Origin of the sequence: Alcanivorax sp. (assembly GCF_051117345.1) — a bacterium.
Lineage (GTDB): Bacteria > Pseudomonadota > Gammaproteobacteria > Pseudomonadales > Alcanivoracaceae > Alcanivorax.
This window is the reverse complement of the sequence record NZ_JBNPEC010000268.1, coordinates 1-19,735: the sequence shown is the minus strand read 5'-3', so window position 1 is coordinate 19,735 and position 19,735 is coordinate 1. Positions and strand designations below refer to the sequence as shown.

Here is a 19,735-nt window from a genome sequence, read left to right as displayed (position 1 = left end):
GTCTCGGGATATTTTATCATCGTCTATATAACGGCGTAACCGTTGTTCCAGGTTATGGATGGGTGACAAAAGTCCGTGTCACACCCGGGGCGGTGTAATGATTAGGGAGTAGCCTTAGCTTAGATTTGAGGGCGAGGTTTGTCCATGACAAGCGCGATAGTCACGGGCAATGAATTTTCCGGCAGGTGCCGGAAGGGAAAACCGAAGGAAGAGGAGGAAATACAGGCAAGTGCCCGGGCGGACACTTGCCGAAAACGGTGTTACTCGCCGAAGGACTGGGTCAGCAGAGCCAGTTCGTCTACGTCGGCGCTACGGTCGGCAATCGGGTTATCCACGGATTCCGCGGTCACATGACCTTCGGCGATTTCGCGCAGAGCAACCACGGTGGGCTTGTCGTTTTCCCAGGCCACGCGGGGCTCTTTGCCGCCAGTCTGCAGTTGACGGGAGCGCTTGCCGGCAACCAGCACCAGCTCAAAGCGGTTGTCCAGTTTTTCCAGGCAGTCTTCAACGGTTACACGGGCCATGCTGTTCTCCTACAGGGTGGCGGTGCCGAAGTCGGCAGCGCCTGAAATTCGCAATCGGCGATTTTACTGGTGAATTGGTGACCAGTCCAGCAGAAGGGCCTGCCGCAGGGCGGAAAGGCGGGCAATGGCCTCTGTTTCGTCGGGTTACCGCTTCGCGAGCAGATTGCTCAGGGTGTCGGCCAGCCGCGCGGACTGACGGGCGGTGGTCAGCCGACGGGCTTCCAGGATGGCTTCCAGTTCGTAGAGGGCGCGCTGGAAGTCGTCGTTAACCACCAGATAGTCGAATTCGCCGTAATGACTCATTTCTTCCTGGGCGCCGTCCAGGCGCTGCTGGATCACCGTCTCATCGTCGGTGTCACGGCCGCGCAGGCGTTCGGCCAGGGTTTCCAGGGAGGGTGGCAGAATAAAGATGCTCACCGAGTCGGGCAGCTGCTTGCGGATCTGGGTGGCGCCCTGCCAGTCGATTTCCAGAATCACGTCCTCGCCGCTGCGCAGCGTCTGGGCTACCCAGTCGGCACTGGTGCCATAGAGGTTGCCAAAGACTTCAGCATGCTCCAGAAAACGCCCCTGTTCCACTTTCTGGACGAAGGTGTTGCGGTCAGTGAAGTGGTAGTTCACTCCGTCTTCTTCACCGGGGCGCATGGCGCGCGTGGTTGGGGAGAAAGAAATGCGTACCTGCGCCAGCTTGTGAGCCAGCGCCGCCACCAGGCTGGGCTTGCCGGCGCCGGACGGGGCGGAAATGATGTACAGCGTGCCTTTGTCGGCCATAACAAGCGGTGTCCTGTGATCTCGATAAAGGGCGCATTATAGGCGTAAAGGCTGGGAGGCGTCATATGCCAGTATAGCGCCTGGAGGGCGCAGGTTGGCTTGCTTCTGTCTGTGTGGGCCGGGAGGGGGCTCCCGGCCATGTTTGAGGGGCTTGTCGGGCGTTTATTACTTCCTTGGGGCTGATCGCCAGTGACGCAAGGCAATAAGGAGCAGGGGCAGGAGAAAGAGTGCTCCGCCACCACTATTACTCCCTGCATTGCGGCTTTCCTGGTCGGCGTTGGGCATGTTCTGAAGCGCAAGGCTGTCTTCGGACAGCAGACTGGTTGAGCGAACCAGACCGGCACCGGCCACATAGGTTTCATCGGTAAAGTCTTCAAAGCCCGGGCCGTAATAGAAATCGGGCCCGTACCAGTGGCGTTTCAGGGAAAAGCTCTTCCTCTGGCGACCCTGGAACGTTTCCATGTGGGCAGAAGACAGCACAATCGTGCTGAAAGCAGCCCCTTGAGCGAGGACGGAACCGTCGATGATGGCGCTCCAGTGGGCTGAGATACTGAAGCGCTGGCCGATATGCCCTTTGGCAGGGAGGAGCTGAAGCCCATCATGAAAAATCAGTTCAAATGTGGAACCGTCAAAAATCTCTTTTTCGCTTAACAGGTACCAGCCGTCCTCTCTTTCTTCATAAATAGCTGTATAGGGGCCTGACGAAAACTCCCATTGGCTATTGGGCTTTTTTGTTACTTGGTAGGTGGCACTTCCAGATCCGCCATTCAGGTGGATGGATACGATTCGCTTATGGTTGGAATCGGGTAGGTAGCTCAGGATATCAATATATTCAGGCTCATCATAATTATCTGGTGAGTAACCAATATTGATTTCATCAATATTGAGAATGCCGTCGTTATCGGCATCTTCCAGCGCATCTGATGGGTTCAATGGGTCAAGGGATAAATAGTCGTTCTCGATATTATTGTTGATCCCGTCGTTATCGGCATCTTCGTCGCAATCGTCGCCTTTGGTGTCGCCATCCAGGTTGAGCTGATCAGTGTTGGGGGTATCTATACAGTTGTCTGCGTCATCTTCAATGCCGTCATTGTCAGAATCAATGCTGTTGTCGACAAAGGTTACAGAGTCAATGTAAACGCTGTTGTCATAATAGTCGCTCCATTTTCCTTTATAGCGAAAGGTGATGATGTGCTCGCCGGGCTGAATATCGATGCTCTTTTTCTCCCAGCCGCCGTCGTCGTAAAACGTAGTGGCAAGAGTGCCATCGATCAGAATATCCAGCGATGAGTAGTAGGAATAAGACCCCTTGAAGACGGCCAGGGAAATTTTGCCGGTCGGGAAGAGGCCGTGCAAGTAGAGTTCGGCGATGCCGTTGGGATCGTCCGTGCTCGCTTTCAAACTTGTCATGCCAGAGTGGCTTCTCTTGACTGATCTTTGCCACGTGCTATTCAGTTTCAGGTCGGATCTCCAGTTGGGAGAGTGCCAATTGTCACTTTCGAAAGACTCTGTGAAATCGGTTAAGCGTGCGGGGACCGACTCGGCATCATTGATATCGGTTCCACTGATATATTCAAGAAGGTTGGTTGCTGCGTCGCCATCCAGATTCAACTCAGCGTCAGAAGCGTCATAGGGTGACAAGCCGGCTGCCAGTTCTACCGTATCAGGAATGCCGTCGCCATCTATGTCGTTGTCGCAGTCATCACCGACCCCGTCTTCATCAAGGTCGGCTTGGCCGGGGTTCGATATGTCGGGACAGTTGTCGGCAAGGTTAATGATGTCATCGCTGTCAGAGTCAGCCTGATTAAAGGGATCAAGCGAGGAGACTGTCAGCCCGGACGGCCCCTGCCTGAGCACAACAAGGCGCGACTGGTAATCCAGAATGCGAGTTTCATAGCCGTATCCAAGAGAAAACTCGGTGGTTCTCTCGAACTGATCACTCCAGAATTGAAGCAGGGTTTTTCCATCCTTTTCTTGAAGAGTGAAAAGTTGCTTATCAATCCAGGTGGCATCATTAATGTTGTTGGAAAGGGCGTTGTCCAGCGTGAGAGTGGAGCTGTTATATAGATGACCGGCCCCCGTCAGGATATGGGCATTGTCATCACTGATGCGTAGCGGATAGGTGATGGGATAGTCGCCGTGATAAGGGGAGTCGCCATGAGCGCCGAACATGCCGGAACCCTGATCCAGCTCGATCCACTCAATATCATTCGGGCTCGAACCATCTCTGAAGTGGTAGATTCTCTGGGCGTCAGCATTCCATACGTATTCCCTTCCTGATTTTCTCCACTCTACCGAGTCAGCCGCACTGCCATTGATATCGAAACTATAGTGCCGTTGCCAAGCCCCTGATGCATCGGCGGCGAAGACAAAGTCGCCGGCAGCTAGCAGTCCTGACACGGGCTGGGCTAGGGCAGTAAAAAAACGTTCGATGCCATCATTATTAGCCGTATCAAAATAGGTGATCAGGCCTGATGAGTAGGCGAGATAAAGACGGGAATGGCTTTCGGAATAGCTCATCCATGTCGGCTTTCCGCTTAAACCAAAGCCATGGAGCCATTTTTCTTCATCCAATGACCATATGAATATGGAGCTGTTGCTGGTATCCAGCACGAATAGGACGCCGGAGGTTTCATCCAAGGCAAAGCGGTCGCTAGTGATCAGACTATTCTCGGGATCCTTTGCCGGAATGGCTTGCGGAGTGGTGAAATCGGACAGGTTCACCTCAAACGCTGAAGCTGACGAGCCGTTGACGGTGAAGTAATGAACAACGGTGTCCTGGATGGTTACATGGGAAGGTGTAAAGCCCAGTTCATAAGAGCCCTGTAGCTTCAGGTTGCTGTCAAACCACTGAATGGCATTCCCCTTGGCGGCAACAAGATCAGAAGCGCTGCTGGACACATCATGGATATTGCCAATCAAGCTGCCGGCAAAATCCATGGAGCTGGCATGGTAAACCACGCCTGTGCTGTCAACGAGGTAATTCAATTCTGGTAGCGCACGAACAAAATCCGCTCTGGGGAAATCGCCATGATAAGGGGAGTCAGTAACGGAAAGGATATTCCCTGAATTATCTATTGTTACCTTGACAAGATCCGAGGGTGAGACGTTTGTGCTTCTGTAAAAAACACCATTCACAGAGGGAATCCCCTCGTAACTCGTTCCATCATATGAGAGATAGGTGTGTGTATCCGTTTTAGCCAGGGTTTCAGCATCAATCACGTTGGCGGTATTGCCGTCGCGATCAAAAACGAGAAGAAACCCGTTTATCAGTTCCATCCCGGCAATGCTGCCTGGCGAGTTATAGACAAACGTGCTCTCAGCGGTTTCCTGGTCGTAGCGTTTGATTTCACGGCCATGAGAGGTAAATACATATTTGTCATCTACCGCGAAGGTTTCTGCGTTGCTGTCTAGAAAGATCGGAGTAAGGAAAGATCGGCTTGCGGTGTCATAGACATCAATTTTGGCAGGATCAGAAAAAAGGAAGTAGCGTTTCCCTTGGGTTGCCTCTGAGCCTATAAAGTCGGCATTTGCTACACTAGACACAATGGCGGCAAGCAGGAAAAAAACGTGCGGCAGCGAATGCAACGCAATGATACGCAATGGAATATCCCCCAGTTTCAATCCCTCTGCCGACCGGACCGCCCTGATGATGTGGAGGGTGAGGGGTTAATATCGGGTAGCACTTTAGCAAAAAAAAAGGGCGAGCCGACATCGATTCGAGATGTATGGATGGAAGGCTTTAGCCTTGTTCGGGCTTCAGGGGCAGGAAGAACGGGGGGCTGACGGAGGCATGTAGGATAATGCTTACATCATTTTAAGAGATTGGGTGTGCGTGAAGCGACTCATCTGTTGAAATGGTGGACGCTGGGCGGTTTGCAGCCTGTATCACCTGGCATCCAGTATTCCCGGGGGTCTTGGATTAGAAAATGATGCAATGCCGAGGGCTTCATCGAACAGGAGAAGAAAATGAGTCAATCCAGAAGTGATAAGCGCCGCTATTCATCAAAGGTGGTAGATGGCCCGGGCAAGTCGGCCGGCCGTGCCATGTTGCGGGCAGTGGGCTTTACCGACGAGGATTTCCATAAGCCCCAGGTGGGTATTGCCTCCACCTGGAGCCAGGTGACCCCCTGCAATAGCCATATCGGTGAACTGGCGGAGCGGGCTTGCGCAGGGGCCGATGGCGCCGGTGGCAAAGGGGTGATATTCAATACCATCACCATCTCCGACGGCATTGCCAATGGCACCGAGGGGATGAAGTATTCGCTGGTGTCCCGCGAGGTGATTGCAGATTCCATCGAGACGGTGGCCGGCTGTGAAGGCTTTGATGGGTTGGTAGCCATTGGCGGTTGCGACAAGAACATGCCCGGTTGTCTGATCGGTCTGGCCCGGCTCGACCGGCCCAGCGTGTTTGTCTACGGCGGCACTATCCTGCCTGGCAAGGGCCACACCGATATCGTCTCCGTGTTCGAAGCCATGGGCGCCCATTCCCGCGGGGACATGGACCTGATCGAACTCAAGCAGATTGAAGAAACCGCGATTCCCGGTCCCGGTTCCTGCGGTGGCATGTACACCGCCAATACCATGGCCTCGGCCATCGAGGCGCTGGGCATGAGCCTGCCCGGCAGCTCGGCACAGAACGCGGTGTCCGAGGAAAAAGGGGAAGACTGCGTGCGGGCCGGGGCGGCGGTATTGAACCTGCTGGAGTTGGACATCAAGCCTTCCGACATCATGACCCGCCAGGCGTTTGAAAATGCCATCACCATTGTGATTGCTCTGGGCGGCTCCACCAATGCGGTGCTGCATCTGCTGGGTATGGCGCGCACGGTGGGGGTGCCGTTGTCCCTGGACGACTTTACCGACATCGGCAAGCGGGTGCCGGTGCTGGCGGACCTGCGCCCCAGTGGCAAGTACATGATGAGCGAGCTGGTCGCCATCGGTGGCATTCAGCCGCTGATGAAAATATTGCTGGAGGCCGGCCTGCTGCACGGCGACTGCCTGACCGTCACTGGCCGCACCCTGGCAGAGAATCTCGCCGGGGTAGAACCGTATCCGTCGGAGCAGGACATCATTGCGCCGTTGTCCGCACCGCTGAAAGCGGAAAGTCACCTGCGCATTCTTTACGGCAACCTGGCCCCGGAGGGCGCGGTGGCCAAGATCACCGGCAAGGAAGGTACCCACTTTTCCGGCTCGGCGCGGGTGTTCGGTTCGGAAGAGGAAGCCCAGGCACGCATCAATGACGGCACTGTGGTCGCCGGTGATGTGGTGGTGATCCGCTATGAAGGTCCCCGCGGCGGCCCGGGCATGCGTGAAATGCTCACCCCCACCTCGGCGATCATGGGACGGGGTCTGGGCAATGACGTGGCCCTGATCACCGATGGACGTTTTTCTGGCGGCAGTCATGGTTTCGTGGTGGGGCATGTAACCCCGGAAGCGTTCGATGGCGGCCCGTTGGCGCTGCTGGAAGACGGCGACCGCATCACCATTGATGCGGAGGCCAACAGCCTTGCCGTGGACCTGTCTGATGCCGAGCTGGCGCAACGTCGAGCGAACTGGCAGCAACCGCCACCGCGTTATACCCGTGGTGTGCTGGCAAAATACGCGCGCTTGGTAGGCTCCGCCAGCGAGGGGGCGGTGACCGACGACTTCTGAGTCGGAAAGTACCGGGTTCCGGTATTGCTGACAGAGCGAAATTGCGCTGTTCGCGATGCCGGAAAAGCGCGCATCATAGAGAGTAACCGGGGGCGTGACAGACGCCCCCGCCACCATTCTCAGCCCCGGATCCAATGCCGTTATGCAAGACAGCCCCATCACTGCCACCGTGGATTTCGACCGGGACGGCGTTCAGCACGGTTTTCTCAAACTGCCCCATTCCCATGACGGCTCCGCCTGGGGCAATGTGATGATCCCGATCACCGTGGTGCGCAACGGCGAGGGGCCTACCGCGCTGCTGTCCGGTGGTAATCACGGTGACGAGTACGAAGGCATCACCGCTCTGCTGAAGCTGGCCAACCGCCTGCAACCGGAAGACATTCGCGGGCGGGTGATCATCGTGCCCATGCTCAACCACCCGGCGGTGCTCAACGGCACCCGCACTTCGCCGCTGGATGGCGGTAATCTGAACCGGGCCTTCCCCGGCAACCCGGCAGGCACCCTGACGGAAAAACTTGCCGACTACCTCACTCGCTATCTGGTGCCACTATGTGATCTGGCACTGGATATTCACTCCGGTGGCAGCACTCTGGACCTGCTGCCCTTTGCCGCTACCCACCGCATGGCCGACCGGGAATTCGAAGCCCGTTGTCTTGCCGCCGCCACCGCCTTCGGTGCGCCCTACACGCTGTTCATGGCGGAGCTGGAAGGCGATGTGCTTTACGACAGCGTGGTGGAGGCTGGTGGCAAGGTGTTTGTCAGCACGGAACTGCGCGGTGGCGGCACCACTACACCGGATACCGTGGCGCTGGCCGAGCAGGGGGTGGACAACCTGTTGCGTTTTGCCGGCATCCTGCCCGGCGACCCAACGGTGGTGGCGTCGCAAGCCCTGGAGATTCCTGGCAGCGAGTATTACCGGGTCAGCGAACATCGTGGCCTGCTGGAATTTGCCGTGTCCCTGGGGGACACCGTTCGCGCCGGGGATGTGCTGGCTCGGGTGCATTCCCTGGAACGTACCGGTGAGTCTCCGGTGGAGTATTGCGCTCCCTGCGATGGGTTGCTGATCGGCCGCCGGCATCCGGCGTTGGTGAATGTGGGCGACACCTTTGCGGTGCTGGCGGTGCCGCGCTGACTGGTACCTCCGTGCACGTTAACAGGGCATAACAAAGCACAAACACCCTTGCTGGGCAGGCACTGCTAATGTTCTGTTGCTAACGACAACAACAGGACTGACGGAGCAGCCATGAGCGATACCAAATTTTCCCAGAAGGGCATGTCATTTCGAGAAAGCGTTGAACATATGGTGGACCATGCCATCGGCATCATGGGTCTTGATGCGGGCATGGGCAACGCCATGAAGGTGTGCCAGAGCGTAGTGCAAGTGTCCTTTCCGGTGGAGATCAACGGCAAGGCCGAGATCTTTACCGGCTGGCGCGCTACCCACAGTGATCACCGGCTGCCCTCCAAGGGCGGTATCCGTTACGCGCCTATCGTGGATCAGGATGAAGTGGAAGCGTTGGCGGCGCTGATGACCTACAAGTGCGCCATCGTCGACGTGCCCTTCGGCGGTTCGAAAGGCGGGCTGGTAATAGACCCGAAAAAATACCAGCGCCACCAGCTGGAAGCGATCACCCGCCGCTTTGCCCGCGAGTTGATCAACAAGGGCTACCTGAGCCCATCCCAGAATGTGCCGGCCCCGGACATGGGCACCGGCCCCCAGGAAATGGGCTGGATGGTGGACACCTACAAGCAGATGTTCCCCAACGACATCAATTACATGGCCGCGCTGACCGGCAAGCCGGTAGAGCACGGCGGGGTGCGTGGCCGCAATGAGGCCACCGGGCGGGGCGTGCAATATGCGCTGCGCGAGCTGTTCCGTCACCCGGAAGAAATCAAGCGGGCCGGGCTGTCCGGGTCTCTATCCGGCAAAAGAGTGATTGTTCAGGGGTTGGGGAACGTGGGTTATCACGCGGCCCACTTTCTGGAAACCGAGGATGATTGTCGCATCACCGCGATCATTGAGCGTGATGGCGCCATCATTAACGAAGACGGCTTGAATGTGGGCGCGGTGCGTCAGCACATTGTAGAAAGCGGTGGGGTGAAGGGCTTCCCCGGGGCCGAGTATCTGGAAGATGGCATCAAGGCCCTGGAAAGAGAGTGCGATATCCTCATCCCGGCGGCCCTCGAAGGGGTAATCACCACCGAAAACGCGCCACGCATTCAGACCCGGTTGATCGCTGAAGCGGCCAACGGTCCAGTAACGTTTGAGGCGGACCGGATTCTGCGCGAGCGGGGCGTGGAAATCATTCCCGATGCCTACTGCAACGCCGGCGGCGTGATCGTCTCCTACTTCGAATGGATTCGTAACCTGAACCACGTGCGTTTCGGGCGCCTGGATAAACGCTTCCATGAAGCCCGTGGCCAGCATGTCATCGATGCCATTGAGCAGGCCACCGATACCAAGGTGCCTGAGCATATTGCCAAGGAGCTGGCCCGTGGCGCCGACGAGTTCGACTTGGTTCGCTCCGGTCTGGATGACTCCATGCGTCTGGCCCTGCAGGAAATCATTCGCACCCGTAATACCAACCCGAAGATCGAGGATTACCGCATGGCGGCCTATGTGATCGCCATTGAGAAAGTCTCCCGGCATTACCGGGATATCGGCTTCTGAAAAAGAAGAGAGGCGCGGGGCTTACTCGATATTCTGGATCTGTTCCCGCATCTGCTCGATCAGTACTTTCAGCTCCACCGCCGCCGCAGTGGTTTCGCTGTCCACGGATTTGCTTGCCAGGGTGTTGGCTTCGCGGTTGAGTTCCTGCATCAGGAAATCCAGGCGGCGGCCGATGTGGCCGCCTTTCTTGAGGATGCGCCGTACTTCGCTGACGTGGGTGACCAGGCGATCCAGCTCTTCGTCCACGTCCATTTTCTGGGCCAGCATGACCAGTTCCTGCTCCAGGCGGTCCGGATCCGGGGAATCGATCACGTCCTGGATGCGGGTGCGCAGGCGTTCGCGCTGGGCCTCCTTGATGCGGGGAATGGCGGCTTTGACGATATCGATCTGGGTGCCGATACCATCCAGCCGGTCGATGATCAGCTGGCCCAGTTGCTCGCCTTCCCGGCGGCGGGTGTCGATGAGGGCGTCGAGGGCTTCATCCAGCAGGGACTGGGATTCGTTCTGCAGCAGCTCCACATCCAGCTTGCGGGTACTGAGCACGCCAGGGTGGCGAAGGATTTCCATGGGGTTCACCTGGCCGGGATGCTGGACGATATCACCCACCCGACGGGACACGTCGGAAAGCTGCTTCACCAGCTCTTCGTTAAGCTCCAGGGAAACCTCGCTGTCGTCCTGTTGATAGCGCAGGGTCACTTCCACCTTGCCCCGGGCCAGCGCCTTGCGGCATTTTTCGCGCACGCCGTTTTCCAGCGCCCGCAAGGCATCGGGCAGGCGCGGGCTCACCTCCAGGTAGCGATGGTTCACGGCTTTGATCTCCCAGACCAGGCTGTAGCCTTCCAGATGACGGTCGGCGCGGGCGAAAGCGGTCATACTGCAGATCATGTGAACCTCGAAACAGCTGCTGGAAAGGCCCCTTAGTCTAGACCAGGAGGGCCCGTCGGGCCTAATGACGCACCAGACGGGCAGAACCGCCCCTGCCTTTGCTACAATGGCGGCCCTTTTGCATTCAAGACACTTCAGGAGTTTCCATGCGTCCTTCCGGCCGAGCCCATGATCAGCTGCGTGAACTGAGCTTCACCCGCAACTACACCGTTCACGCCGAGGGCAGCGTGCTGGTCGCGTTCGGGGATACCAAGGTGCTGTGTACCGCGTCCGTGGAGGAAGGTGTGCCGCGCTTTCTGAAGGGCAAGGGCCAGGGCTGGATCACTGCCGAGTACGGCATGCTGCCCCGTTCCACCCACACCCGTTCCGGTCGCGAGGCCTCCCGCGGCAAGCAAGGTGGCCGTACCCTGGAGATCCAGCGTTTGATCGGTCGCTCCCTGCGTGCTGCCGTGGACATGAAAAAGCTGGGTGAGCGCACCATTTTCCTGGATTGTGACGTGCTGCAGGCCGATGGCGGTACCCGCACCGCCTCCATTTCCGGCGCCTGCGTGGCCCTGGTGGATGCTTTTTCCTATCTGCTGGAAACCAAAAAGATCAAGGATGACCCGCTCACCGGTCTGGTCGGCGCGGTGTCTGTTGGTGTCTACAAGGACGAGCCGGTGCTGGATCTGGATTATGCCGAAGACTCCAACGCCGGCACCGACATGAACGTGGTGATGACCCAGCAGGGCGGCTTTATCGAGATCCAGGGTTCCGCCGAGGGGGCTCCCTTTACCCGCGAACAGTCCGACACCCTGCTGGGGCTGGCGGAAAAGGGCATTGGTGAAATCATTCAGGCTCAGCAGCAGGTGCTGGGCTGGTAAGGATAGACAATGAAGAACTACAAGAAGCATTTTCTGCGTTTTGCCCAGGAGCGCGAAGCGCTGAAATTCGGCGAATTTACTCTCAAGTCCGGTCGCAAGAGTCCGTACTTCTTCAATGCGGGTACGTTCAACACTGGTGAGGCTCTGGCGCGGCTGGGTCGTTATTATGCGGACGCCATCGTCGCCTCCGGGCAGGAATTCGATATGCTGTTCGGACCGGCCTACAAAGGCATCCCGCTGGTGGCGGCGGTATCGGTGGCGCTGGCCGAGCACCATGGCCGCGATCTGCCCTGGGCCTTTAACCGCAAGGAGGCCAAGGATCATGGCGAAGGTGGCTGGCTTGTGGGGGCGCCCTTACAGGGTCGGGTGCTGGTGATTGATGATGTGATTACCGCAGGCACCGCCATCCGCGAAGTGGCGACCTTGTTCGAGAAGACCGATGCCACCATGGCGGGGGTCATGGTAGCGCTGGATCGCCAGGAATGCGCCCAGGAGCCTTCCGAAGCGGGAAGGGGGCTGTCAGCGATTCAGGAAGTGGAGCAATCTTTGGGGGTGCCGGTGGGCAGTATCGTAGCGATGAACGATATTATCCACTGGCTGGAACAGCAACCGGATAGTGAGCCCATGGTGTACCGTATGCGGCAGTACCGGGAGCGTTATGGAGTGGAATAATAATGAGATGTGTTGCTCTGATTCTGGTGCTGATTCTGTCAGCGCCAACACTGGCTGCGAGATTTGGGCAGCGTGCCAGTGAGCGCATGCCGGACGGAGCTTATTTTCGGCATGTGACTGCCGATGGGGTGGTGCACCTGAACCGTACTCTGACCACCGAGGCCATGCGTAGCGGTTATCAGTTGCTGGACCAGCACGGGCGGGTCCTTGAAGATGTGGATGGCGTTAATCTGAATGATGAAGAGGCCCGGCAGGTTCGTCTGCAAAAGGCTCGCCAGGCCCGTGAAGACAAGGAACTGGTGCGCCTGTATGCGGGCCCGGAAGATGCGGTACGCGCCAGGGATCGCAAGATCGATGCCCTGGAGTTGAGCATCAGCTATGAAGAAAACAGCCTGGCTCAGCTGCAGATGAAGCTGGATGACGAGATTGCCGTGGCGGCCCGGAATGAACGAGCCGGTCGCGATGTGCCGGAGGGTGTTAAGGAGGCCATTGAGCGCCTGAAGCGCCAGATTGAAGTGACGGAAGAAAAGCTGGTGGAGTTTGAAACCGATATCGACGCGGCAAAAAAGGAATACGCGCCGATCATCCAGCGGCTGAAGGAAATTGAGAAGGCAGAACGTTAACCCTGGGCTGTTATTTGTAGGCGCCTGCCTGCTGCAGGCAGGCGCCTACAGGACTATTCCCGGAACAGGGAGGGGATCAGCAATTCCCACTGCGCCTGCCAGTCTTGGCCAGGGCGGGTTTTGAAGCCTGAGCGAACGAATTGGGCAATACGCCCCTCGACCACTGCCAGCAACAGGTTGGCAGTAATGGTGGGGGTAGCTCGGGTTCGCAGCCCTTCCTTGAGCTCCGCGTCGCGCAGTACCTGCTTGAGCTGACTTTCCACCCGATCATAGAACTGCTGGATACGCTGGTGCAGGCGTTCATTCTCGCCGGTCAGGGCATCCCCGGTGAGCAGTCGGGTAATCCCCGGGTTGCGCTCGGTAAAGGCCAGCATCAGGGTCAGGATCTGTTCCACCTGGCCGGTGGCATCCCCTTCTTCGGTAATGCGATTGATGCGGGAGAAGATCGCCTCTTCAATAAACTCGATCAGCCCCTCGAACATCTTCGCCTTGCTGGGAAAATGCCGGTACAGCGCCGCCTCTGAGACCCCAACTTCCCGAGCCAGACCGGCGGTGGTGATACGCCCCCCGGGCCCGGCTTCCAGCATGTGGGCGAGCGACTGCAGAATCTGCTCTTTGCGCGACGGTTTTTTTTCGGTCATGTAGCGTCGTTCCCGATTTGTAAGCTGCAAGCAACAAGCTTCAAGCTGCAACGCGAGGGTGGCTGAGATATATATCATATGCCGTGCCCGCGCCCCAAATGTCATGACTGTGACGTTGCTTGCTTGTTGCCTGGCTCAAGCCTGGTTGTCGTTTTGTTTTGTTGTCTTGCCTGTTACGCCAGCGTATCACTGCCTGGCCTGTCAGGTGTCGTGCAAAACGGCCCTCTGCCGCTAGCGATGTACGCGGCGAGAGGGTTTTTCAGTCTGCACTGCACCTCAATCGTGTTGCAGCTTGAAGCTTGTTGCTTGTTCCTAGTTCTTGCTGATCAGGGTCCCGATACCCTGATCGGTAAGAATTTCCAGCAACACCGCGTGGGATACCCGCCCATCGATGATGTGAGCGGTGTGTACGCCGTTTTTTACCGCTTCCAGGGCACAGCCGATCTTGGGCAGCATGCCACCGTGGATGGTGCCGTCCTTGATCAGTTCATCGACCCGCTCGGCGCTGAGGCCGGTGAGGACTTTGCCTTGTTTGTCTTTCAAACCTGCCACATTGGTGAGCAGGATGAGTTTCTCGGCGCGCAGCACCTCAGCCATTTTGCCGGCGACGAGATCCGCGTTGATGTTGTAGCTGATCCCCTTTTCATCGACGCCGATAGGGGCGATCACCGGAATGAAATCACTGCCTGCGATCAAGTCGATGATGGTGGTATCGATGCCCTGCACTTCGCCCACATGGCCGATGTCGATGATTTCCGATGTCTGCAGGGCTGGATCGTTTTCGTCCTGGGCCTTGAGGAGCATCTTGCGGGCTTTGATCAGGCGTCCGTCCTTGCCGGTGAGGCCGATGGCCTGGCCGCCGTTGTGCTGGATCAGATTAACGATGTCCTTGTTGACCAGGCCGCCGAGCACCATCTGCACCACGTCCATGGTTTCCTGATCAGTGACGCGCATACCCTGAACAAACCTGGATTCCTTGCCCAGGCGTTCCAGCAGGCTGCCGATCTGCGGGCCGCCGCCATGAACGATCACCGGGTTGAGGCCCACCTGTTTCAACATCACCACATCACGGGCGAAGCTGTTTTTCAGCTCGTCGTTTTCCATGGCGTTGCCGCCGTACTTGATCACCACGGTGGCACCGGAAAAGCGCTGAATGTAGGGCAGCGCCTCAATCAGAATACGGGCGGTGTCGTGGGCACTGTTGGTGTCCATTGGGTCTCCTAGGGCATTAGCGTTAGCCGGGGAGTTGAAAGCTTAAAGTGCAAAGTTGAAACGCGAAGATGGCACCACGCTAACCGAAAATATTTTCTCCGCGCTTCATCCCTGGTGGGAAAGCGGGTACGACCTTGCCGAATACAAAATGCCTTGCCCGCGCTTTTCAACTTTAAACTTTCAACTCCTCGGCTGCATGATTCTAACTCAAAACGGCAATTCCAGGCTGTCGTCCACGGCCTGCAGGTGCTTGCGGAACTGTTCCTTGACCCTTTCCAGGGCGTCTTCATCGCGGCCTTCGAACCGGGCCACCAGCGACGGTGTGGTGTTTGAGGCGCGCACCAGGCCCCAGCCGTCCGGGAAGTCCACCCGCAAACCATCAATGGTGGTGGGGCGGCCGCCGGCGAATTGTTCGGCGCGAGCGGTGAGGGCATCGACAAGGGCAAACTTGTTTTCTTCGCTCACATCGATGTACAGGGCCGGGGTGGTGAGACCGGTCTTCAGGCCGTCGAACACCTGGCCGGCGCTGTCATCCTGAAGAGAGAGGATTTCCAGCAGACGAGCACCGGCGTAAAGGCCGTCGTCGCAGCCGAACCAGCGGTCGGCGAAGAAGATATGGCCGCTGATTTCGCCGGCCAGCGGCGCACCGCACTCTTTCATTTTGGCCTTGATTAGCGAGTGACCGGTCTTGTACATCATCGGGCGGCCACCATTCTTGCGGATAATGGCCGGCAGAGCCCGGCTGCATTTTACGTCAAACAGGATGTCTGCCCCCGGGCTGCGCCCCAGCAGATCTTTGGCGAACAGCATCAACAGGCGGTCGGGCCAGATGATTTCGCCGCTGTTGGTGACCACAGCCACCCGATCAGCGTCGCCATCAAAGGCCAGCCCAAGATCCAGGTTTTCCTGCTGCACGGTGCGGATCAGGTCGGCCAGATTGTCCGGGTTGCCCGGGTCGGGGGCGTGATTGGGGAAATTGCCGTCGATCTCGGTGTACAGGGGGGTGACTTCACAGCCAAGTTGTTGGAAAAGGCGTGGTGCCAGTTCGCCGCCAGCGCCGTTGCCGCAGTCGATGGCGATTTTGAGGGGTCGCGCCAGAACGATATCGCCGAGAATGTCGTCCAGATAGCGATCGGCGATATCGCGCTCTTCCTCGCGACCTTTACCTTCACTGAAGGCCTTGCTATTGATGCGTTCCTGCAAGGCAGTGATGCGGTCGCCGTAAAGGGTATCGCCATTGATGACGATCTTCAGGCCGTTGTGGCTGGCCGGGTTGTGGCTGCCAGTGAGCATGACGCCGCTACGGGTTTCCAGCACTTCGGTGGCGTAGTAGAGCACCGGGGTGGGGACCAGTCCCAGATTGATCACGTCGCGGCCTGATTCCAGCAGGCCCTTGATCAGCGAGCGGCTCAGTTCGGGGCTGGACAGGCGTCCGTCCCGGGCCACCAGTACGCTTTGCTGGCCGGCTTCGCCAGTTTCGGCGCCGATGGCGCGGCCGAGCAGATACACCCCCTGGGCGGTGAGTGTGTCGCCGGCTACACCACGGATGTCGTAAGCCCGGAAGATGCTGTCCGGCAGGGTTTCGCCTTGCTCCTCGTCCATCAGCAGAATGCCGTCGTCGCTTTCTTCCACCACGACCAGGTCTTCCGACTGTTTTTTGACAGCGGGGCGGCCCGCCCCGCCCCGCTCACGGAGCTTGGTTGCCATGCGTGCCTGGGCGTCGTTGACGGTGGTAAAAAGCGGAAAATGGAAATGATTGCGGGCGCTGACGCCGGGTTGGCGCGCCAGTTCGTCGCAATAACGGACCATTTCGGCGCAATCCTGTTTGAGGAATCGGGCCAGCAAGCGGTTGACCACCAGGGTGCCGAGTAACAGCAGTACGATGCCCAGGGCCACAACAATGGTGCTGATTATCAGCAGATTGTTGTCGGTGGGGGGGAGTGGCAGTTGGGCCCCCACCGGGCCGGCAGGGGCGTCGGCACGGGTGCCATTGTTGTTGCCGGGCTGACTGAAGAGGCTGTTGCCTGCGAATGTTACCTGCAGCTGGCTCCCCGCGGGGGCCAGGTCTTGCAGGCTTTTCGCCAATGCGCTGAGAGGCAGTTGCAGCAGAAGGGCGCCACTCTGGTTGCGGGTGGCTTTCACCAGAATCAGGGTGGGGGGCTGGCCGGCGATGATGACCGGGCCCGGTGACTGGCCCAGACGGACTTCCTTGAGCAGTTCCTGGGCGGTATAACTGAAATCGTCGGTGTTTGCTCCTCGGCGTGGCACCAGCCGCAGGCTGGCTTCCGGTAGCCATTGGTGATGACGGGCGTTGAAATCCGCGACGGTGTCGGTGGCTAGTGCCTGGTCCACATCATTACGGGTTGCCAGCAACGCCAGCTGTTGTTGATACGCCTGGATACGGCTCTGGCCCAGGTTGGCGATGGACTGGGCAAGCTGCGTGGCGTTTTGCTGTTGTTGTGCCGCGTCTGCCACCCTGGTCTGATAAAACCAGGTGGCACCGCCGGCCACCAGGATGGCCGCCAGGGCGGCAACCAGCAAGGGTGCCAGTGGCTTGAACACGCTGACGTCGGCGCGTTTATTATTCTTGTTGTTGTTCCCCATATCCCCTCCGGATCAGGCTCAGTGACGGCCGCTGTGGCCGAAACCGCCGCTGCCCCGCTCAGTGTTGGTGAAAGTCTCCACCTGTTCCAGTTGCACCTGCATCACCGGCACGATCACCAGCTGGGCGATGCGCTCGCCGGGCTCCACGGTGAATGGCTGGTTGCCCCGGTTCCAGCAGGACACCATCAGCTCGCCCTGGTAGTCGGAATCAATCAGTCCCACCAGATTGCCCAGCACGATGCCGTGTTTGTGGCCCAGTCCGGAGCGCGGCAGGATCATGCCTGCATAGCCGGGATTGCTGATGTGGATAGCCATGCCGGTGGGCAATAACTCGGTCTGCCCCGGTTCCAGTGTCAGTGGCTCTTTTACCATGGCGCGCAGGTCCAGGCCGGCGGAGCCGTCGGTGGCGTAATGGGGCAGTGGAATCGTGTCGCCCAGTCGGGTGTCGAGAACGCGGTATTGCAGTTTCATGGTTTTCCTTTCGGTCAGGCAGCACGCTTCACGCTGCAGGCATCACGGGGGCGTGTTGCGTGCGGCATGGCGCGTGCCAGCGTCAATCTTTATATCGTATCGCAATCAGTTCGATCAGTTGTTTGGCAATCTGGGCCTTGGAGGCCAGCGGCAGCACCTTGTGGCCACCGGGCCAGATGACGGTGAGGGCGTTATTGTCGCTGTTGAAGCCCACATTGCTGCCGGACACATCGTTGGTGGCGATCATGTCCAGTTTCTTGTTCACCAGCTTGGCCTGGGCGTAGGCCACCACATCCCGGGTTTCAGCGGCAAAGCCCACGGTGAAGGGGCGTTTGTCGTGTTCTGCCACCGACGCCACGATGTCCGGGTTTTTCACCAGAGTGAGGTGAATTTCCTCGGTGGATTTCTTGATCTTGTGGTCGGCAGTGACGGTGGGGCGATAGTCGGACACGGCGGCGGTGGCGACAAAGACATCACAGCCTTCGGCCACAGCGTTCATGCAGGCGTCATACATCTCCACGGCCCGGGTCACATCCACCCGGTCTACCCGTGACGGGGTGGGCAGGTTTACCGGACCGGCGATCAGGGTAACCCGGGCGCCGGCTTCAGCGGCGGCTTCGGCCAGAGCGAAGCCCATTTTCCCGGAACTCTTGTTGGTGATGTAGCGCACCGGGTCGATGGCTTCGCGGGTAGGGCCGGCGGTGATCACCACATGCTTGCCGGTGAGCAACTGGTAATCGAATACTTCGGCGGCATTCTGGAGGATCTCCAGCGGTTCGAGCATCCGCCCTGCGCCGATTTCGCCGCAGGCCTGGCTGCCGCTGCCGGGGCCGAACACCTTTATGCCTTTTTCCTGCAGGATCAGCAGGTTTTTCTGGGTGCTGGTGTCCGCCCACATCTGCTGGTTCATGGCCGGCGCGATGGCGATGGGGGCGCCAGTGGCCAGGCAGAGGGTGGCGAGCAGATCGTTGCCATGGCCATGGGCCAGGCGCGCCATGAAGTTGGCCGAGGCCGGGGCAATCAGCACCAGATCTGCCCAGCGGGCCAACTCGATATGACCCATGGCGGCTTCCGCGGTGGGGTCAAGCAAAGTGGTATGCACCGGATGCCCGGACAGGGCCTGCATTGTCAGCGGGGTAATGAATTCGCAGGCCCCCTGAGTCATCACCACTCGCACCTGGGCTCCCACATCCTGCAGGCGGCGAACCAGATCGGCGGCTTTATAGGCGGCAATTCCGCCCGTGACTCCCAGAAGGATGCGTTTGTTCACCAGACGATGCATGCGAGAACCCTTATTGGCTGACGGCAATCATGGCAAATCTCGTCTGCCGATGCTGCCCCCGGAATGCTATTAATCGAGGCGCATAGGGTAGCACTGTAAAAGAGACGCGGCACGCAGCATGCAAGCACGCAACACGGAAAAGATCAGGAGCCGGAAGGTGGAAAGAGAGAATCGGCGCTATAAGAATTTGAGAGTTTGGCAGGGAGCGGTGGAATTGGCCGAAGCGGTATATGGCATGACCAAGGGGTGGCCGAGAGAAGAACGCTTTGGGCTGGCTGGCCAGATGCAAAGAGCGGCGCTGGGAATCCCGTCCAATATTGCCGAGGGCTATGGGCGTGGTGGTGATGTGGAGTTTGGCCATTTCCTTCGTATTGCCAGAGGCTCGTTGTTCGAGTTGGAAACACAGCTGATTGTGGCGGAGCGTCTGGGGTATAGCGGGAAAGAAGAGCTTCTTAATCCCATGATCGAAAAGGTATTTGCGCTGATGTCGGGCATGCTGAGAAAGCTGGAGGCTGCGTGATGTCTGATTATTCCATGTTGCGTGATGGCATGCCGCGTGGAGCGTTCCTGTGGCTATAACCGACTGGCCGGCGGATGAGCGGCCCAGGGAAAAGTTGCTGGCACGAGGGGCGGAATCCCTGAGTGATGCGGAGCTGCTGGCGATCTTTCTGCGTACCGGGCAGCAGGGTATGACCGCGGTGGACCTGGCCAGGCGGCAGTTGGCTGCGGGTGGCGGGCTTCGGGGTTTGCGGGATGCCGGGGAGGAGAGAATGGCCCGGTTGCCGGGGATGGGCAGCGCGCGGCGGGAGGTGTTGCTGGCCGCCCTGGGGGCTGGGAGGCGATACCTGTCCGTGTCGGCGGAGCGGG

The 19,735-nt window shown here is 58.6% G+C and carries 17 protein-coding genes; 8 read left to right on the top strand and 9 right to left on the bottom strand.

Features of this window, described 5'->3' with window-relative positions; genetic code table 11:
• Positions 1-260: 260 nt before the first annotated feature.
• The 3 genes from rpoZ to ACFE0K_RS16710 form a co-directional block, all read right to left on the bottom strand.
• Positions 261-524, bottom strand: a complete 264-nt coding sequence (rpoZ, locus tag ACFE0K_RS16720) for a DNA-directed RNA polymerase subunit omega (RefSeq protein WP_035249864.1) — start codon at positions 522-524, stop codon at positions 261-263.
• Between the two features lie 144 nt (positions 525-668).
• A complete protein-coding gene (gmk, locus tag ACFE0K_RS16715; protein WP_434537142.1) occupies positions 669-1,292 on the bottom strand; it encodes a guanylate kinase in 624 nt (207 codons plus the stop codon).
• Between the two features lie 165 nt (positions 1,293-1,457).
• Positions 1,458-4,916, bottom strand: coding sequence for a thrombospondin type 3 repeat-containing protein (locus tag ACFE0K_RS16710; RefSeq protein WP_434537141.1), 3,459 nt, complete (start codon positions 4,914-4,916; stop codon positions 1,458-1,460).
• A gap of 345 nt (positions 4,917-5,261) precedes the next feature.
• On the opposite strand from ACFE0K_RS16710, the gene ilvD reads away from it, so the two are divergent.
• The 3 genes from ilvD to ACFE0K_RS16695 all read left to right on the top strand — a co-directional run bounded on the left by ilvD (position 5,262) and on the right by ACFE0K_RS16695 (position 9,615).
• Positions 5,262-6,944, top strand: coding sequence for a dihydroxy-acid dehydratase (ilvD, locus tag ACFE0K_RS16705; RefSeq protein ID WP_434537140.1), 1,683 nt, complete (start codon positions 5,262-5,264; stop codon positions 6,942-6,944).
• A gap of 142 nt (positions 6,945-7,086) precedes the next feature.
• Positions 7,087-8,076 (top strand): N(2)-acetyl-L-2,4-diaminobutanoate deacetylase DoeB, encoded by a 990-nt coding sequence (gene doeB / locus ACFE0K_RS16700; protein ID WP_434537143.1) that lies wholly within the window; start codon positions 7,087-7,089, stop codon positions 8,074-8,076.
• Between the two features lie 111 nt (positions 8,077-8,187).
• Positions 8,188-9,615: a Glu/Leu/Phe/Val family dehydrogenase gene (locus ACFE0K_RS16695; RefSeq protein WP_434537139.1), complete on the top strand. Its 1,428-nt coding sequence runs from the start codon at positions 8,188-8,190 to the stop codon at positions 9,613-9,615.
• A gap of 21 nt (positions 9,616-9,636) precedes the next feature.
• On the opposite strand, the gene ACFE0K_RS16690 is transcribed toward ACFE0K_RS16695, so the two are convergent.
• Positions 9,637-10,488, bottom strand: coding sequence for a YicC/YloC family endoribonuclease (locus ACFE0K_RS16690; RefSeq protein WP_434537138.1), 852 nt, complete (start codon positions 10,486-10,488; stop codon positions 9,637-9,639).
• A 158-nt stretch (positions 10,489-10,646) separates the two neighbouring features.
• Between ACFE0K_RS16690 and rph the strand changes: the two genes are divergently transcribed.
• From rph to ACFE0K_RS16675, 3 genes are read left to right on the top strand one after another with little or no spacing between them, the layout of a single operon-like run.
• On the top strand, positions 10,647-11,363 hold the full coding sequence (rph, locus tag ACFE0K_RS16685) for a ribonuclease PH (RefSeq protein WP_434537137.1): 717 nt from the start codon (positions 10,647-10,649) through the stop codon (positions 11,361-11,363).
• A gap of 9 nt (positions 11,364-11,372) precedes the next feature.
• Positions 11,373-12,035: an orotate phosphoribosyltransferase gene (gene pyrE, locus ACFE0K_RS16680; protein ID WP_434537136.1), complete on the top strand. Its 663-nt coding sequence runs from the start codon at positions 11,373-11,375 to the stop codon at positions 12,033-12,035.
• Between the two features lie 2 nt (positions 12,036-12,037).
• Complete coding sequence (locus tag ACFE0K_RS16675) at positions 12,038-12,658, top strand: hypothetical protein (protein ID WP_434537135.1); 621 nt, start codon at positions 12,038-12,040, stop codon at positions 12,656-12,658.
• A 53-nt stretch (positions 12,659-12,711) separates the two neighbouring features.
• Here the strand turns inward: ACFE0K_RS16675 and slmA are convergent, their stop codons facing one another.
• The 5 genes from slmA to coaBC all read right to left on the bottom strand — a co-directional run bounded on the left by slmA (position 12,712) and on the right by coaBC (position 18,868).
• Positions 12,712-13,299, bottom strand: coding sequence for a nucleoid occlusion factor SlmA (gene slmA / locus ACFE0K_RS16670; protein WP_434537134.1), 588 nt, complete (start codon positions 13,297-13,299; stop codon positions 12,712-12,714).
• Between the two features lie 312 nt (positions 13,300-13,611).
• A complete protein-coding gene (gene argB / locus ACFE0K_RS16665) occupies positions 13,612-14,511 on the bottom strand; it encodes an acetylglutamate kinase (protein ID WP_434537133.1) in 900 nt (299 codons plus the stop codon).
• Positions 14,512-14,718: 207 nt separating this feature from the next.
• Entirely contained in the window at positions 14,719-17,115 is a 2,397-nt protein-coding gene (locus tag ACFE0K_RS16660) for a phosphomannomutase/phosphoglucomutase (RefSeq protein WP_434537132.1), read from the bottom strand.
• A gap of 18 nt (positions 17,116-17,133) precedes the next feature.
• Positions 17,134-17,586, bottom strand: a complete 453-nt coding sequence (gene dut / locus ACFE0K_RS16655; RefSeq protein ID WP_434537131.1) for a dUTP diphosphatase — start codon at positions 17,584-17,586, stop codon at positions 17,134-17,136.
• 82 nt (positions 17,587-17,668) lie between these two features.
• Complete coding sequence (gene coaBC, locus ACFE0K_RS16650) at positions 17,669-18,868, bottom strand: bifunctional phosphopantothenoylcysteine decarboxylase/phosphopantothenate--cysteine ligase CoaBC (RefSeq protein WP_434537130.1); 1,200 nt, start codon at positions 18,866-18,868, stop codon at positions 17,669-17,671.
• Between the two features lie 118 nt (positions 18,869-18,986).
• On the opposite strand from coaBC, the gene ACFE0K_RS16645 reads away from it, so the two are divergent.
• Complete coding sequence (locus tag ACFE0K_RS16645) at positions 18,987-19,388, top strand: four helix bundle protein (RefSeq protein ID WP_434537129.1); 402 nt, start codon at positions 18,987-18,989, stop codon at positions 19,386-19,388.
• 49 nt (positions 19,389-19,437) lie between these two features.
• A partial coding sequence (locus ACFE0K_RS16640; protein WP_434537128.1) for a UPF0758 domain-containing protein occupies positions 19,438-19,735 on the top strand: 298 nt, incomplete at its 3' end.

Bases quoted from the DNA above. Each gene is read 5' to 3' on its own strand.
- rpoZ (WP_035249864.1), bottom strand. From the start codon at position 524: ATGGCCCGTGTAACCGTTGAAGACTGCCTGGAAAAACTGGACAACCGC.
- gmk (WP_434537142.1), bottom strand. From the start codon at position 1,292: ATGGCCGACAAAGGCACGCTGTACATCATTTCCGCCCCGTCCGGCGCC.
- ilvD (WP_434537140.1), top strand. From the start codon at position 5,262: ATGAGTCAATCCAGAAGTGATAAGCGCCGCTATTCATCAAAGGTGGTA.
- doeB (WP_434537143.1), top strand. From the start codon at position 7,087: ATGCAAGACAGCCCCATCACTGCCACCGTGGATTTCGACCGGGACGGC.
- ACFE0K_RS16695 (WP_434537139.1), top strand. From the start codon at position 8,188: ATGAGCGATACCAAATTTTCCCAGAAGGGCATGTCATTTCGAGAAAGC.
- ACFE0K_RS16690 (WP_434537138.1), bottom strand. From the start codon at position 10,488: ATGACCGCTTTCGCCCGCGCCGACCGTCATCTGGAAGGCTACAGCCTG.
- rph (WP_434537137.1), top strand. From the start codon at position 10,647: ATGCGTCCTTCCGGCCGAGCCCATGATCAGCTGCGTGAACTGAGCTTC.
- pyrE (WP_434537136.1), top strand. From the start codon at position 11,373: ATGAAGAACTACAAGAAGCATTTTCTGCGTTTTGCCCAGGAGCGCGAA.
- ACFE0K_RS16675 (WP_434537135.1), top strand. From the start codon at position 12,038: ATGAGATGTGTTGCTCTGATTCTGGTGCTGATTCTGTCAGCGCCAACA.
- slmA (WP_434537134.1), bottom strand. From the start codon at position 13,299: ATGACCGAAAAAAAACCGTCGCGCAAAGAGCAGATTCTGCAGTCGCTC.
- argB (WP_434537133.1), bottom strand. From the start codon at position 14,511: ATGGACACCAACAGTGCCCACGACACCGCCCGTATTCTGATTGAGGCG.
- ACFE0K_RS16660 (WP_434537132.1), bottom strand. From the start codon at position 17,115: ATGGGGAACAACAACAAGAATAATAAACGCGCCGACGTCAGCGTGTTC.
- dut (WP_434537131.1), bottom strand. From the start codon at position 17,586: ATGAAACTGCAATACCGCGTTCTCGACACCCGACTGGGCGACACGATT.
- coaBC (WP_434537130.1), bottom strand. From the start codon at position 18,868: ATGCATCGTCTGGTGAACAAACGCATCCTTCTGGGAGTCACGGGCGGA.
- ACFE0K_RS16645 (WP_434537129.1), top strand. From the start codon at position 18,987: ATGCAAGCACGCAACACGGAAAAGATCAGGAGCCGGAAGGTGGAAAGA.